Origin of the sequence: Mesonia hippocampi (assembly GCF_014197445.1) — a bacterium.
Lineage (GTDB): Bacteria > Bacteroidota > Bacteroidia > Flavobacteriales > Flavobacteriaceae > Mesonia > Mesonia hippocampi.
On sequence record NZ_JACIFO010000004.1, the window covers coordinates 139,006 to 154,044 of the forward strand.

A 15,039-nucleotide genomic window follows, 5' to 3' on the forward strand; every position below is an offset into this window, starting at 1 on the left:
CTATTCAAAGCGCATGGCTCTAGACGGACTAATTTTAGTAACGACTACCGATGGAATTAAAAGCATTAATAAACACAACAGTAACGTGCCTATATTGATTAAAATAATTATCCAAACATTGATAAATATTGGTACTTCTGCTACATAATAAGTTTCTTGCGGAAGCGGAATTATCTTAGTGTATTTCTGTACCAACAATAAACCGATTCCTATTAGGTTTCCCCAGAACAAACCTTTTCCAATTAAGTAAGCTGCATTGTATAAAAATAGTTTACGTATGCTCCAGTCATTACTCCCTAAAGCTTTAAGAGTTCCTATCATTGGGGTTCGTTCTAAAATAAGCACTAACAAAGCCGTAACCATATTAATCCCAGAAACAAGTATGATAACTCCTATAATTAAGATGATATTAAAATCAAACATCGATAACCATTCAAAAATAGAGGCATAGCTTTGTTTTATACTTGTAGCATCTAAAAACGAATCTATTGTTTGGTAAATTTCTCCTGTTACTTGATCGATTTCTGTAAAATCATTTACAAACACCTCAAAACTACCTACCTGGTTTTTATCCCACTTATTAAGACGTTGTATCTGAGCTAAATCACCCAAAATATAATTCTTATCAAATTCCTCAAAACCAGAATTATAAAAACCAACTACATCAAAAGCAATTAGCCTGGGTTTTCTTTGAGCATTATCCCCCATAAAATAGACCACAACTTGATCGTTAAGCTTAAAGTTTAATCGTGCCGCGGTATAGGTAGACAACATGATTTCTTTACTATACTTAATGCTATCGTTAAAGTTTGGTAGCCGTCCCGAGACTAAATACTCTTCCATATAATCCCACCGATAATCCTCACCTACTCCTTTAAAAACAATTCCTTCAAAATCATCTTCGGTACGAATTACGCCATATTTTTTTGCTACAGCTTGTATATGCGAAACCCCTGTAACACTTGTAAAACTTGGGTAGAAAGGTTGCGCTAGTAAAATAGGACGCTCTGAGGTATTGGAGTTATTATTATCTAAATGATGAATAACAATATGCCCATTAAATGCCGCTATTTTATCGCGTATTTTTTCTTGTAACCCGATTCCTGTAGCTACCGCAATCAACATCATAACCACCCCTAAAGCAATAGCGGTAATGGCAATTTTTATAATTGGTGCCGATATACTACTTTTATAATCTTTTGCACCAATAAGGCGCTTGGCTATAAACAGTTCAAATTTCAATCTATATGATGTTTTTCAGATTTTTCAAAAATACAGGTTTTCTCTTTCTTTTCAGCATGCTTTTTGGCATTAATACTTTTTTTGCGCAAAGCACTACCGATATAAAAATTGCTGCTAACCAAACGGAAAAATACCTCCCATTATTGCAAGATAAAAAAGTTGGTGTGGTAGCTAACCAAACTTCTATAATCTACAAAGAGAATAAAAAATACATTCATCTTGTAGATTCTTTACTTAATAGAGATATAGTCATCCAAAAAGTATTCTCGCCAGAACATGGCTTTCGCGGAAATGCCGACGCTGGCGAACATGTTAAAAACGCACTTGATAAAAAAACAGGATTGCCAATTATTTCGCTCTACGGAAAAAACAAAAAACCAAATGCAGAACAACTTGCCGATATCGATATTATTTTATTCGATATCCAAGACGTTGGTGTACGTTTCTACACCTATATTTCTACTTTACATTATGTAATGGAAGCTGCAGCAGAAGCCAACATTCCGGTTATTGTTTTAGACAGGCCAAACCCCAACGCGCATTATATAGATGGGCCTATTTTAGAAGAAGCACATAAAAGTTTTGTTGGGATGCATCCTGTCCCTATTGTTTATGGGATGACCATTGGTGAATATGCCTGCATGATAAATGAAGAAAAATGGCTTAAAAATAAAGTATCATGCCAACTATCTATTATTCCGTTAGAAAATTACACCCATCAAACAGCCTACGAGCTTCCTATTAAACCTTCTCCTAATTTACCTAACGCTAAAGCCATTAACCTATACCCGAGCTTATGCTTTTTTGAAGGCACTAATGTTAATGCCGGCAGAGGAACAACTAAACAATTTCAAGTATTTGGTTCGCCATGGCTCGCTAAAAACCATTTTGATTATCAATATACACCTCAACCTAATTTTGGTGCCAAAAATCCTAAAAACAAAGGGGAATTATGCTATGGACGAAACCTCGAAAATACCAGTTATTTAAGTCATATCGAACTAAAATGGCTAATAGAAGCTTATCAAAACACAAAAAACAAAAACCTATTCTTTACTAATTTTTTCGAAAAACTGGCAGGGACATCAGCTTTACGTAAACAAATAGAAACCCATACAACAGCATCCGAGATTAGAAAATCCTGGCAAAAAGGCATTGATGATTTTAAAAAAACAAGAAGTAAGTATTTAATTTATAAGTAATAACGAAACCTTCTAATAATTTTAACATCTATTTGGAAATAAGTTTATTGCAATCGCTTCTTCATTTCTTCCACAATATTATAAGCTGCCGGGCAGATCTCTACATTCTTTATGGTTAGGTGAGAAATTTGTTGAAACTTCCTACGGTCTGTATGCGGAAATTCGGCACAAGCCTTTGGTCGCACATCATAAATCAAGCACATATTATCTTGCCCTAAAAACGTACACGGAAGCGATTGTAACACATAATCGTTATCCTCATCTATACGCAAATAAGTAGCTATAAAGTGCTGAGGTTTCATTTTTAAAAACTTTGCAATTCTTGTAACATCTTTATCGGTAAATAAAGGCCCTGTGGTTTTACAACAATTTGCACAACTTAGGCAATCGGTACGCTTAAATTCATCTTCATGCAATTCTTGCATTAAAACATCCAACTGCTTTGGCGGTTTATTTTTTAATTGCTTAAAAAACTTTTTGTTCTCCTTATTTTTATCTTTGGCAAGTTTAGGGAGTTGTTTTAAAAAATCTTCCATGATGCAAAAATAATTATAAAATAGGTTTATGAAGAAAAATAACGATATTTTCGGGAATGCAGTATTAGATTTTTACCACCAAAAAAATTGGACCAACATCATGGTGCATTCTCCCGATTTTGATGACGATGAAATTCCTACAGCTTATTTATTTCGTAATTTCTCCGAAATGCCCGTATTAGAACAAAAAGCTTTACAACTGGCCGCTGGAAAAACCTTAGATGTTGGCGCTTGTGCAGGAAGCCACTCGCTATATTTGCAAGAAAAAAACATAGCGGTAAAAGCCATAGACCTTTCTGAAGGAGCTATCGAAGTTTGTAAATTACGCGGTATTAAAAATGCAGAAAATATTGACTTTTTCGATGTGAAAAACGAACAATTTGATACTATTTTAATGCTGATGAATGGTAGCGGAATTATAGGAAAAATGAAAAACCTCAACTTGTTTTTCACCCATCTAAAAACACTTTTAACGCCTCATGGAAAAGTACTTTTAGACTCTTCTGATTTACAGTATTTATTTGATACCGATGAAGATGGCGGAATTTGGGTTAACCCGAACAAGTATTACGGAGAGCTCACGTATCAACTTAGTTATAAAGGAGATAAGTCGGGAGTTTTTGATTGGCTTTATATCGATTTCAACTCACTTGCTCTGGCGGCAGAAACCAATGGTTTCCAGTGTAAACTTGTAAAAAAAGGGCAACATTACGATTACCTAGCGGTTTTAACTTTAAACGTTTAATTCTGGATCATAAAAAAAGACTTTCTAAAAATAATTAGAAAGTCTTTTTTTAATCTATCATCTATTTTACTACCAGTTAAACTGATAACTAAGTCCGCCCATTACTTGTATTCCTTGTACAGGGTAATTATACCAACGTTCATAATTATCGCTCAACAAGTTATTTCCTTTTACAAAAGCGGTTAATTGCGGTGTTATTTTATAACCTACTTTTAAGTTTGCATCGATAAAAGCATCTAAGGTTACATTTTTTTGCTCGAAAAATGTTCCCATAACTATTTCGCTATGCAAACGGTCTATCCTATCTTTACGTTCTCCGTAGAAAAACAATTGCGCATCGGCAAACCACTTGTCTGTAATTTGGTAACTCCCAGTTAAGGATGCCTCTAAATTTGGTTTATTATAATACTCTTCTTGTGTGTTTAATGAATAGTTGGCATAACTTGCCGAAAGCCTAAGGAGTAAATCTTCGTTTACCTTTGCGTTTAAAGCTCCTGCCACTCGTAAGGTTTTTATATCGTCGTAAATTACATGAAAAGCATTACCGTATTGGTAACTTTTGGCAGTTTCATTAAGTACAACGGCTGTTTCTAAATTTGCTAAAGCACTGTATCGGTTAGTTACAAACATAGCGGCATTATTCTCTGAGCTGTAACTTACTTGAAAGTCATAACTTAAATCTTCGGTAAATTTCCCTTTGGTTCCTGCAAAAATATCAAAAGGTTTATCGGTTGGTTGTATTGCTAAGGTTGGTGCTACATAAGGGTTTTCTTGTACAAAATTATAATACGTATTTTGGGTTAAACCTCCTTTTGCTCCTGCATAAAGCTTAAAATAATCGCCTGCAATAGCATACGAAGCTTCTACTTTAGGATATACATAAAAATTGGTTTTACTGTTTTCATTATCTAAATTAAGTACTGCTTGTAAACCAATATCTAAAGCAAAATCGTTGTTTACCAATTGGTAGCTCGGTGCTACAGACAGGTTTAAAAAACTATATTTTTGTTCTTCGGCTGATGCTAAAAAACCTTGTGGGTTATATGTTAATTTCCCTTTATCGAAACTTCCGCTAAGGTAATCTAAACCTACTTTTGTTTTTATAAAGCTATCTTCTTCGATGAGAAATTTAAATTCTGGAGCAACACTTAATTGGTTTTCCATACTGCTATAATCGTCGGTAAAATTTCTAAAATAAACTTTAGCCTTATCAAAAATTGCAGTTTCATTAGTATTTTGAATGTTTCCGCCTACACCTACAGTCAAATAAGTATGTTTAGGATCTATTAAGTTTATGGCTTCATCTTGTATTTCTTGAAACGTAGAACCTCCTTTTGTTGCTAGTGTCATATCATGATGCAATCCGTTAGGCGTTCCGTACCAATTGTAAAGTTGGTGTTGTACATCTAAATCTAGCCCCCACACATAACGGTCGGTAATTTTGCTATAGCCTATATTGAGTTGTGTATCGTAATATTTATCGTCTAGCAAAACATCTTTTATTCCGCCTTGCGAAGAGTTATGATTCAGCCCAATAGCCAAACTTTGCTTGTTTTTTAAATCTACTTCACCGTAGAATTTCGCCATGATATTGGTATAATTTCCCACTCCTAAAGCAGCATAATTTTTATATAATTTAGGCTGCGGTTTTTTTTGTATCCCCACGGCTTTTCCTTTTTGTGGCTGAAAGGTAGAAGCTACAGGAAAAGAATTTATGGTGTATTGAATAGCTTTTTTCTGTAACTGAGCGGAATCTGCCGTATTTGGAGCTTGTTTAACTTTAAACGCATCGCTTACCGTAGGTGAATATTGTTTTACAATAATCAGGCGTTCTGTTTTTATGGTGTCGGCAGGTTTATTATTTGTTTCTTGTGCATTCATGACAAAAACACTCAATGCACTTAACAAAAATGAATATTTTAATTTTACTATTTTCATTCGTCTTTACTATCTATTTATAACGGATTTTAATCTTCTTGTGGTTTAACCGAAGCATTTGTTTTTGCTGCTTCTGTTTTTATACGAATCAACTCTTGTTCGGCTTCTTTAACCACTTCTGGGTATTGCTTAAAGTTATTAATTAAACTTTCTAAAATATAGGTTGCTTGATAAGCATCACCCAACTTATTGAAGTTTTTAGCCATTAATAATAACCCTTTAGAACCGTATTCTTGATAAGAAGAATAATCTCTTGCTAAAACTTGTACGGCTTGGTTAGATGCCTCATAGTTACCCGATTGATGTTGAAAATAAGCTTGATAATAATGAGCTTCGGCAGCTAAGATACCCGTTGCCTTTTTTTGTACTTCGGCATAAGCCTTTTCGGCCTTTGCTTCGTTATTTGTTTTCATAGCGGCACGGGCTATAAATAACTGTGCATCTGTTTTTGCGTTTTCGGCTGCTTTTGTATCTGCCAGCACTTTTTCTGCATAGGTTAAAGTTTGCTGATATTGTTCTTGCTCATAATAAGCTTTCATCAAATTAGATTGCGCAAAGCTTATGTTCTGCTGAAAATCTGCTACCTCTTCTAACTCTTTTAATACCGGAATAGCTTTCTTGTAGTTTTTTTGAGTTAAATAAATTTCTCCGATTCTTGCTAATGCTTGCTCGGTAAATTGGTTTCTGTTTTTATTTAATACTTCTTGGTAATATGGAATTGCCTCTTGATAAGCGGATGCTCTATAATACAATTGTGCGAGATAAAAATTAGCTTCTAACGCATGTATCCCGTTAGGAAATTGGTTAAGATAAGCTGTTAAACTTGTTTTTGCCTTCTCGGTTTGGTTATTAACAAATTGTTTTTCGGCGGCTTCAAAAGTGGTGTTATCTATATCTGCATCAGAAACTTCTACATAATCTAAGGTTTTTACCCAAGCAGCATACTCGTTGGTTTTCCCTAAATCTATATAAATGTTCCTAGCTGTTGTAACGGCTTGTGTAGCCTCATTGGTATTGGGATAGTTCTTGGCTATTTTTTTAAACTGAGTTAAGGCTTGTTCATTTTGATCGCTATTGTAATAAATAAGTCCTTCTTTTAGCATGGTTTTAGCAATAAAATTGCTCTTAGGCTGCTCTTTGATAAGCTGCTGATATGCCTTTAAACCTTTTGTTGTATTCCCTTCGGCCACATAAGTATTTCCTAATTCGTATAAGGCATCATCTCTATAAATAGATTTTTTATATTTTTCAAGAAATGCTTCTAAATCTTTTATTTTCTGCTGGTTACGCTCCACAAACCCATAGCTAATGGCTTTCTGGAAGTAAGCATAATCGCTATCGATATCTTTCATGGCAATGGCTTTATTATAAGCTTCCATCGCTGGCCAATAGTTGCTATTGGCAAAATAGCTATCGCCCAAACGCAACCAAGCATCGTTTAGCTGTGTGGTTGACTGATTTGTGGTTTTTGTATATGCCTTAAAATGAGTAATTGCTGCGGGGTAATTGCGTTTTTTAAAGTAAGTATAACCCAAGTTATATTCTATGCTTTTATATTCGGTTAATATTTTAGCAGCTGGCATTCGTTTAAATTCTTTGTAGCCTATTAAAGCCGCATCATATTCATTTAAACTATAAGCAGCTTCGGCTTTCCAGAAGGTTGCTTTTGCGGTAAATTCTGAATCTACAGGTTGTGCCAATGATTTTTCGAATAATTGACTGGCTCGCTTATAATTCGCTTCATTATATAATTCTATCGCTCTAAAATACGCCACTTTCTGATAGACTTTTTTATCTTTATACGCATTGCTTCCTTCTAAAAGTAAAAGTGCAGCTTCGTAATTTTTTGCAGTAACATAGGAGTCTACTAGCAATTCCTCTATAGTATCTCGTTCAGGATTATTTGGGTATTTTTTTATAAAAGAAGTTAATACCTCAGGAATACTTTTATAACTATTTCCGATTTCGTAACTTAATTTGGTATAATTTAAAGCCGCATCCTCTTGAATTTTTTCATTAAAATTCATTTCTGAAGCATTTTTAAACGCATTAAGGGCTTGTTGTTTTTTTGCCAGTTTAATGTAAGATTCTGCTAAATGATAATAGGCATTTTGCGCCACAACATCATTCCCACCTATAATTTTATTAAATTCATTTACGGCTTTTTGAAATTCTGCTTGTTTATAATACGCATAGCCTAATTGGTAATAATCTGTATTGTTCCATTTTCCTTTTTTACCACGGTATTGTTTTAAATAAGGAATAGCAGCTTCGTATTCTTTTAAATTAAAATAACTCTCGCCTATAATTTTATTTAACTCCGATTTTTCTGAAACAGAAGCGGTTGCTAACTGTTCTTTAGCTAACTTGATAGCTTCTTGAAACTTCCCTTGTTTAAAGCTCATATCGCTTTGGAAGTAAGCCATGTTTTTATCTTGTCCTCCTGTGTTTTTTACCTCTTGAAACAATTGGTCTGCTTGTTGGTAATCTTCCCCTTCATAAGCCATAAAACCTAAATAATACTTGGCTTGGTCTGCATATTGTTCGCTGTGGAGTACCCGATTAAAATAAACCTTTGCTTTTTCTTTGTCACCAGCCCTAAAATAAGTGTATGCTTTATTAAAGTTTAGCTCTTCCTGTTCTTTTTTACTCAGGTTATAAACATCTACTTTGGCATACCATTGCTCTGCTTTTTTGTAGTTTCCGGCATCAAAATAATAATTAGCTACTTTCCCATAGGCAGAATTTCGATGCGTATTGTTAGGATACGAGTTTACAAAATCCTGCATCAATACATCGGCATTGGGTTGCTTAAGCCTTACAGCACAATCGGCTATATAATAAGCAGCATCGCCTTTTAAATCGTTTAAATAAGCTGCATCTACACTTTTAAAAAGTTGCTGCGCAGCATAATATTGTTGATGATTGTAAAGACTTATAGCTTCATAAAATTTTTCTTCTGGATGTGTATATTGCACAGATTGTTGTGCAAAAGCTGTACCTGCCGATAGGCATAAGCCTAAAAGGCTAAGTTTTAGACGATGTTTCATTTAAAACATTTTTAGATTTTAATCGTTAATCAAATATAATCGATTCTATACTTCTATAACGAAATTCTGCTGTGATAATTATGTTAATCTAACTTTCCGTGTATTTTCGTAAAAAATTTATAGGAATAAAAATTTTAGTTTACCTTTAAAGTTTAAAAAATAATATGATGCCTGAAACTATTTTATCACTGTCCAATGCGGCTATTTATCAACGTGAAAGCTTAATTCTATCGGAAGTAAATGTAGAAGTTACCAAAGGAGAGTTTGTTTATCTTATAGGTAAAACGGGGACAGGAAAAAGTAGTTTTATGAAAACGCTTTATGGGGATATCCCGCTACAAGAAGGCGAAGGCAACATTGTGAGCTTTAACCTAAATGGTTTAAAGGAAAAACAAATTCCGTTTTTACGCAGAAAATTAGGCGTGGTTTTTCAGGATTTTAAATTACTAAACGACCGCAGCGTAAAAGATAACCTTTTATTTGTTTTAAAAGCAACGGGATGGAAAGATAAAAAAGCTATGGATGCCAAAATAACCGAAGTATTAACCAAAGTTGGTATGCAAAGTAAAAACTTTAAATACCCTTACCAGCTTTCTGGAGGTGAGCAACAACGTATTGCGATTGCACGTGCACTATTAAACGACCCCGAACTAATACTTGCCGATGAACCTACAGGAAACCTAGACCCGCAAACCAGCGTAGAGGTAATGGAAGTGCTTCAGGAAATAAATAAAAATGGAAACACCATCTTGATGGCAACGCACGATTATGCTTTGCTGCTTAAGTACCCTTCAAAAACCTTAAAATGCGATGGGCAAAAAGTGTTTGAAGTAGTTCAGAAGAATGTTTAATTTCTAATAAAATGCTTTCTATTCTTGTTCCTATTTATAATTATGATGTTATAAAACTAATTCACAACTTACATCAGCAAGCCCTAAATTTAGGAATAACATTTGAAATTTTAGCCTATGAAGATGCTTCCGATAAGTTTCTTGCCAAGAATAAAAAAATACAAAACCTCAGCTTTACCAATTACCAAATATTAACCCAAAACATAGGCAGGAGTAAGATACGAAATTTACTAGCCAAAAAAGCCAAATACAATTGGTTGCTATTTTTAGATGCCGATGTACTTCCTGCTTCTAGTACATTTTTACAAAAATACATAACTGCTATAAATCCTAAAACAGATTTAATAGCTGGGGGAATTAATTATAGTACTAAAAAACCAACCGATTCCGCCCAATATTTAAGGTGGATATATGGCCACAAAAGAGAAACCAAAACGGCCTCGTTACGAAACCAAAACCCTTACAATAATTTTTCATCGGCCAATTTTCTTATTAAAAAAAGTATCTTTAGCAAGATTTATTTTAATGAAACCATAGAACAATATGGGCATGAAGACACCTTGTTTGCTTACAATTTTAAAACACAAAAAGGAAGAATTCTACATATAAACAATCCTATTTTTCATTTAGGCTTAGAAAACAACACTATTTTTTTAAACAAAAGCTTATTAAGTGTAAAAAGCGCCTTGTTTTTAAAAAACCAAAAATTAATCCCTTCTTCATACATAAAGCTGTTAACTTACTATGAGAAATTAGAAAACTTAAGTTTAGCCTTATACCTTATTTACCTATTAGGCAATGTGAGTGAACCACTAATAAAAAAAAATCTATTAGGAAAAAAACCCGTTTTAAAAACACTTGATTTTTACAAACTCTACTACCTTATTAAACTCGAACAAAATGCCTAAGTTCTCTGTCGTTATCCCTTTATTTAATAAAGAAAAATTTATACTTAGCACTTTAAAAAGTGTTATGAATCAAAATTTTAAAGATTTTGAAGTAATTATTGTAGATGATGGTTCTACCGATAATAGTCTTGAGCTAATCGATACCATTAACGACAGCAGAATACAAGTTCTAAAACAAGAGAACCAAGGTGTTTCTGAAGCAAGAAATAACGGTATCAAACAGGCGAAAGCAGCTTATATTGCTTTTTTAGATGCTGATGATATTTGGGAAGAAAACCACCTAGAAGTGCTAGACAATACAATACAAAAATTCCCTAAAGCGGGCATGTATTGCAGCAGGTATGTTACCGAAATTACAAAACACCACCACCTTCACAACACTTTTATAGGCATAGAAACAACCTACGAAGGTTATGTACAAGATTTTTTTAAAAGCAGTTTAATTAACCGTGTTGCTTTAACCTCGGCTGTATGTATCAAGAAAACGGTCTTTGACGAAATAGGCGGTTTTAATGCGAATATATCTAGTGGACAAGATTTAGAATATTGGATTCGTATTGCACTACATTACAAAATAGCCATAACTAATAAAACTACACTTATTTACAACTATAACGAGAATAACTACAGCCTCTCTAAAACCCCCATTTACAAAAAGAAATTAATAGATTTTGACCGCTTTAAGGAGTTTGAACAAAACAAGCCTTCGCTAAAGCAATTTTTAGATCTTTACCGTGTTGAATACGCCTTAAACTTTTACCTACTAGGATATAAAAAACAACGCGATTTTTACCTAAAAAATGTTGACAAGAAAAATATCCCTACAAAAACAAAGCTATTATTAAAACTTCCTCCCTCTTTATTAAGGAAGTTATATGCTTTAAAACAGCTTTTAAAAAAGAAAGGAATAGACATTAGTGCTTACTATTAATAAGCGATTTCCATTGGTTTGCAATAGTCTTAAAGTTTAAATAAGCTACCGATTTTTTCGCATTCTTTTGCAGTTGCATCAACATCTTGTTGTCTGAGCTTAAAGCATTAATTGCAGCAATAAAGTCCGCTCTATTGCCAGCAGAAATTAACAATCCATTTTTCCCATCTTGGATAATCTCTGATGGTCCTGTAGGAATATCATAAGCAACTACAGGAGTTCCGCATGCCAAACTTTCTGTGAGCACATACGGAAAGCCTTCATTTCTACTGGTTAATATGGTAAATAATGCTTGTTTAAAATAAGAAAAAGGATTCTCTTTATTCCCTAGAAAATGAATTTTATCTTTATGCTCGGTTTGTGCGGCTTTACGTTTCCATTTTTCTTGCATAACGCCATCTCCCAACAATACCAAATGTATGTTGTTTATTGGTAAATTTGATTGCAGGTAGTCTTCTATCATCCAATCAAATCGTTTTACATTAGAAGCATCCATTCGTCCTACTCCTAAAATATATTGGAATGCCAATGTTTCTCCTTCATTTTGTAGGTTTTCGATTTCAGAAAAATCCATAGGATTGTACAAAACCGTACTTTGTGTAGAAAAAGTTGTTTCCAGTTGTTTTTTTATTCCTTTGCTAACAACAACAAAAGGAACCTGCTTCACCAACCAATTAGCTACAAGCTTATACTTTGTGAGGTATGTATTGGTATGAGCACTATGGATGGTGTAAATAACTGGCTGCTTATGGTATAAATACTTTACCCAAAAATACTCTGCAACCGGATTAAGCCTAAAACGCATATCTATAACACAATCATAATTGTTAGTTTTTAAATGTGCTTTAAATGCTTTGTATGCTGTTAATTTTGACAATATTGTTTGTCCCAATCCAAACGAGACTACAAAATTCTCTTGCCTTTCTGCTTTTTTTAAACTTAATATAGAAACACATTCTCCGTTTAAAGTTAATGCTTTAGCCAACAAAAAAACGGCCCTCGTGAGTCCGCCAACTTCTAAACCGTAGGTTACAATTGCTATTTTATTATTACTTTTACTCAAAATTATTCCTAAATGGCGTTACCTCTTGTTAGTGTTATTTGTCTTTGTTACAACCATGAACAGTTTGTTGTTGCTAGTCTAGAATCTGTAATTAACCAAAGTTACAAAAATATCGAATTAATTATTGTTGATGATAAAAGTTCCGATAATTCGGCGGCTATCATTAAACAATGGCAACAAACACATCCAGACGTAAAAGTACTAATTAACCCTACCAATCTTGGCAACACCAAAGCTTTTAATTTAGCGGTAAAAAAAGCACGCGGAAGCTACTTGATAGATTTAGCTGCCGATGATATTTTACTCCCCAACTGTATAACCCAACAAATAGCTTGTTTTAATAACTCACCAGAAAATACGGCTATTGTTTTTGGGAATGCTTATCTAATAAATCCAGAAGGAAAAAGATTATCGCCTTACTTTAAGGTTGATAACCAACAAAAAGTAATCGATAAAAAATTACATCAAACCAATTATCTCAGGTTAATAGGAAGCGGACTTGTAATGTGCTCGGTAGCCTCGATGGTAAAAAGAAGTATTTTTGATAAGTTAAATGGTTACAATGAAAAGCTTTCTTTCGAAGATTTAGATTATTGGTTTAGGGCTTCTAGATTATATAACATTGCTTTTATTGATGATTTTTTGGTAGAAAAAAGAGTACTCACCAACTCTTTAGGGAGTCAGTTTCATAGCTCCTCTAAATATAATAAAGCCTTAAACGTTTCTTTAGAAATTATTTTTAAAGAATCCCTTAAAAGAAACCAAAGCAAAGCAGAGCATCAAGCCTTACTAAAACGTATACACGAAAGATTAAAGGAAGCTTTAAAACACAAAAACATAAAAAACATTTGGAGGTATACTAAACTAAAAAGCTTAGCACATTTTTACATTTTAACTTCAAAATAAGCTAAAAAATCATCATAATCTCTTATATAATCTACCTCCGAGAATTCATCAGACACTAATGAAAGGCAAACCGAACCTGATGAAAAATTCTCTATTTCTCGCCATATTCCATTCGGAATAAAAAGTGCTTTGTTAGGTTTGTTTAAAAGAATTTTTTTTCGTTGTTCGCCATCATCAATTATCACTTCAAAGCTTCCGCTAACCGCTACCAAAACCTGAAGCAATTTTTTATGTGCATGTCCTCCACGACTCGCGTCGCTAGGAACATCGTATAGGTAATAAACTCGTTTTATAGCAAAAGGTAGTGTATGTTTTTCTACCACAGCCAGGTTACCTCTTGGGTCGGTTATTTTTGGAATATCAATCCATTTTACATCATTAATTTTCGACTTCATTCCTATTCTTTTTTTGCTGTTTAAAATAATTAATTACACACAAACCTACTACCACAAAATATAGCAAGTAGCGTAAAGCGTCTGCAAGCACCACGCCTTCTATACCTATTTTACTTACCAGATAATTTGCCAATACATAGAAACTAATAAGTGAGAATATTTCGGTAAAAATAAAATATTTAAGTAATCGTTTTGCTAAAAACTGATAAGACAATATAATGGATGCTAGCTTAATAAAATCGCCTATCAATTGCCATTTAAATAATGTTGTTAAACCCTCAAACCCTGGATAGATTATGGCTACTACCCAATCGCGCAGCAAATAAATAAGCAACATTCCTAAGCCAAAAATAGGCAATAAGGTTTTATAAATATACCAAACTTCTTTTTTAAAATCCTTGGCGGCTTGAATTTGAGAGAATTTAGGCAATACATACATCGAAAACAAAGCACTCGAAAAAAGCATGTAATTTTTAGAAATATTGGTCATTGCTGTCCAAATACCCGCATCTGTTTCCGATAATTTATTTACCAACATATTACGGATATCTATACTTACATAATTGATAAGGATAGACGACACAAATGCCATGAGCGCATAGCCCATAAAGCTTTTTACGATTTCCTTATCTGCACGTAATTTTACCTTTAAGCGCTTGTGTAACAATTTAAAAAACAGGCCTATCAATATTAACAATTGTAGCACAGGACTAATTACAATAGCCAATAATACACCTTCTAGATCTCGGGTAAAAAGCATGACCAATGTAAATACTGTTGCTGACAAATAGCCTAAAAAATCAAAAATTGCTATTTTTTTATACACCGATAATCCATTTGCTATTCCGTAAAACAAGCGTTGTACCCCAATGGCTGGAGATAACACGCCTAATACTTTTATAATCCAAGCATACTCGGTTGTATTAAACAACACCTCGCTAAAGTAATCTGCTCCAAAAAACAGGGCTAAAAAAATGATAAAACTCCCTGCCAATGTTAACAGAAATGAGGTTGACAGCACCCTTTCAAAAGCTTTATGCTTGTATTTTGTTTCAGCAATATGCCTTACCACGCCATTAAATGTACCTAAGGAAGAAAAGGTTGTTACCATATTTAGCATATCGCGTAATTGCCCCATTCTACTCACTCCTACTTCACCTAAATGTACCGCAATTAACCGCTGAACAAATATAGAAATAACAAGCTTGGTTGCCATCACTCCTCCATTAAGCGATGTCATTTTTAATAATAAATTATTCTTTATTTTTTCCT

The 15,039-nt window shown here is 33.7% G+C and carries 13 protein-coding genes; 6 read left to right on the top strand and 7 right to left on the bottom strand.

Annotation, left to right across the window (positions count from 1 at the left end; genetic code table 11):
* On the bottom strand, positions 1–1,242 hold the full coding sequence (locus GGR32_RS06120; RefSeq protein ID WP_183477312.1) for an ABC transporter permease: 1,242 nt from the start codon (positions 1,240–1,242) through the stop codon (positions 1–3).
* A gap of 8 nt (positions 1,243–1,250) precedes the next feature.
* Here GGR32_RS06120 and GGR32_RS06125 point away from each other — a divergent pair, with 8 nt between their 5' ends.
* Complete coding sequence (locus tag GGR32_RS06125; protein ID WP_183477408.1) at positions 1,251–2,444, top strand: exo-beta-N-acetylmuramidase NamZ family protein; 1,194 nt, start codon at positions 1,251–1,253, stop codon at positions 2,442–2,444.
* A gap of 44 nt (positions 2,445–2,488) precedes the next feature.
* Here the strand turns inward: GGR32_RS06125 and GGR32_RS06130 are convergent, their stop codons facing one another.
* Positions 2,489–2,980, bottom strand: coding sequence for a YkgJ family cysteine cluster protein (locus GGR32_RS06130; protein WP_183477313.1), 492 nt, complete (start codon positions 2,978–2,980; stop codon positions 2,489–2,491).
* Positions 2,981–3,008: 28 nt separating this feature from the next.
* On the opposite strand from GGR32_RS06130, the gene GGR32_RS06135 reads away from it, so the two are divergent.
* A complete protein-coding gene (locus GGR32_RS06135) occupies positions 3,009–3,725 on the top strand; it encodes a class I SAM-dependent methyltransferase (RefSeq protein WP_183477314.1) in 717 nt (238 codons plus the stop codon).
* 69 nt (positions 3,726–3,794) lie between these two features.
* Here GGR32_RS06135 and GGR32_RS06140 read toward each other — a convergent pair whose 3' ends face one another.
* Both GGR32_RS06140 and GGR32_RS06145 read right to left on the bottom strand, forming a co-directional pair.
* Positions 3,795–5,663: a TonB-dependent receptor gene (locus GGR32_RS06140; RefSeq protein WP_183477315.1), complete on the bottom strand. Its 1,869-nt coding sequence runs from the start codon at positions 5,661–5,663 to the stop codon at positions 3,795–3,797.
* Positions 5,664–5,692: 29 nt separating this feature from the next.
* Complete coding sequence (locus tag GGR32_RS06145; RefSeq protein WP_183477316.1) at positions 5,693–8,713, bottom strand: tetratricopeptide repeat protein; 3,021 nt, start codon at positions 8,711–8,713, stop codon at positions 5,693–5,695.
* Positions 8,714–8,880: 167 nt separating this feature from the next.
* Between GGR32_RS06145 and GGR32_RS06150 the strand changes: the two genes are divergently transcribed.
* The 3 genes from GGR32_RS06150 to GGR32_RS06160 are packed head-to-tail and all read left to right on the top strand — an operon-like array spanning position 8,881 to position 11,403.
* Positions 8,881–9,564 (top strand): cell division ATP-binding protein FtsE, encoded by a 684-nt coding sequence (locus GGR32_RS06150; RefSeq protein WP_183477409.1) that lies wholly within the window; start codon positions 8,881–8,883, stop codon positions 9,562–9,564.
* Positions 9,565–9,575: 11 nt separating this feature from the next.
* Positions 9,576–10,472, top strand: a complete 897-nt coding sequence (locus GGR32_RS06155) for a glycosyltransferase (RefSeq protein ID WP_183477317.1) — start codon at positions 9,576–9,578, stop codon at positions 10,470–10,472.
* A complete protein-coding gene (locus tag GGR32_RS06160) occupies positions 10,465–11,403 on the top strand; it encodes a glycosyltransferase family 2 protein (protein WP_183477318.1) in 939 nt (312 codons plus the stop codon). Before GGR32_RS06155 ends, GGR32_RS06160 begins: the two co-directional genes overlap by 8 nt.
* Here the strand turns inward: GGR32_RS06160 and GGR32_RS06165 are convergent.
* Positions 11,387–12,466, bottom strand: a complete 1,080-nt coding sequence (locus tag GGR32_RS06165; protein ID WP_183477319.1) for a glycosyltransferase — start codon at positions 12,464–12,466, stop codon at positions 11,387–11,389. The two genes, GGR32_RS06160 and GGR32_RS06165, sit on opposite strands and share 17 nt — an antisense overlap.
* Before the next feature lie 12 nt (positions 12,467–12,478).
* Here GGR32_RS06165 and GGR32_RS06170 point away from each other — a divergent pair, with 12 nt between their 5' ends.
* Entirely contained in the window at positions 12,479–13,372 is an 894-nt protein-coding gene (locus GGR32_RS06170; protein WP_183477320.1) for a glycosyltransferase family 2 protein, read from the top strand.
* Here GGR32_RS06170 and GGR32_RS06175 read toward each other — a convergent pair.
* Both GGR32_RS06175 and GGR32_RS06180 read right to left on the bottom strand, forming a co-directional pair.
* Positions 13,351–13,767 carry a sugar 3,4-ketoisomerase gene (locus GGR32_RS06175; RefSeq protein ID WP_183477321.1) on the bottom strand — a complete coding sequence of 139 codons (417 nt, stop codon included), beginning with the start codon at positions 13,765–13,767 and terminating at the stop codon, positions 13,351–13,353. The two genes, GGR32_RS06170 and GGR32_RS06175, sit on opposite strands and share 22 nt — an antisense overlap.
* Entirely contained in the window at positions 13,751–15,007 is a 1,257-nt protein-coding gene (locus GGR32_RS06180) for an O-antigen translocase (protein ID WP_183477322.1), read from the bottom strand. Before GGR32_RS06180 ends, GGR32_RS06175 begins: the two co-directional genes overlap by 17 nt.
* Positions 15,008–15,039: the final 32 nt, after the last annotated feature.

Coding starts and splice junctions, on each gene's coding strand:
- GGR32_RS06125 (WP_183477408.1), top strand. CDS start 1,251: ATGTTTTTCAGATTTTTCAAAAATACAGGTTTTCTCTTTCTTTTCAGC.
- GGR32_RS06130 (WP_183477313.1), bottom strand. CDS start 2,980: ATGGAAGATTTTTTAAAACAACTCCCTAAACTTGCCAAAGATAAAAAT.
- GGR32_RS06135 (WP_183477314.1), top strand. CDS start 3,009: ATGAAGAAAAATAACGATATTTTCGGGAATGCAGTATTAGATTTTTAC.
- GGR32_RS06140 (WP_183477315.1), bottom strand. CDS start 5,663: ATGAAAATAGTAAAATTAAAATATTCATTTTTGTTAAGTGCATTGAGT.
- GGR32_RS06145 (WP_183477316.1), bottom strand. CDS start 8,713: ATGAAACATCGTCTAAAACTTAGCCTTTTAGGCTTATGCCTATCGGCA.
- GGR32_RS06150 (WP_183477409.1), top strand. CDS start 8,881: ATGCCTGAAACTATTTTATCACTGTCCAATGCGGCTATTTATCAACGT.
- GGR32_RS06155 (WP_183477317.1), top strand. CDS start 9,576: ATGCTTTCTATTCTTGTTCCTATTTATAATTATGATGTTATAAAACTA.
- GGR32_RS06160 (WP_183477318.1), top strand. CDS start 10,465: ATGCCTAAGTTCTCTGTCGTTATCCCTTTATTTAATAAAGAAAAATTT.
- GGR32_RS06170 (WP_183477320.1), top strand. CDS start 12,479: ATGGCGTTACCTCTTGTTAGTGTTATTTGTCTTTGTTACAACCATGAA.
- GGR32_RS06175 (WP_183477321.1), bottom strand. CDS start 13,767: ATGAAGTCGAAAATTAATGATGTAAAATGGATTGATATTCCAAAAATA.
- GGR32_RS06180 (WP_183477322.1), bottom strand. CDS start 15,007: ATGACATCGCTTAATGGAGGAGTGATGGCAACCAAGCTTGTTATTTCT.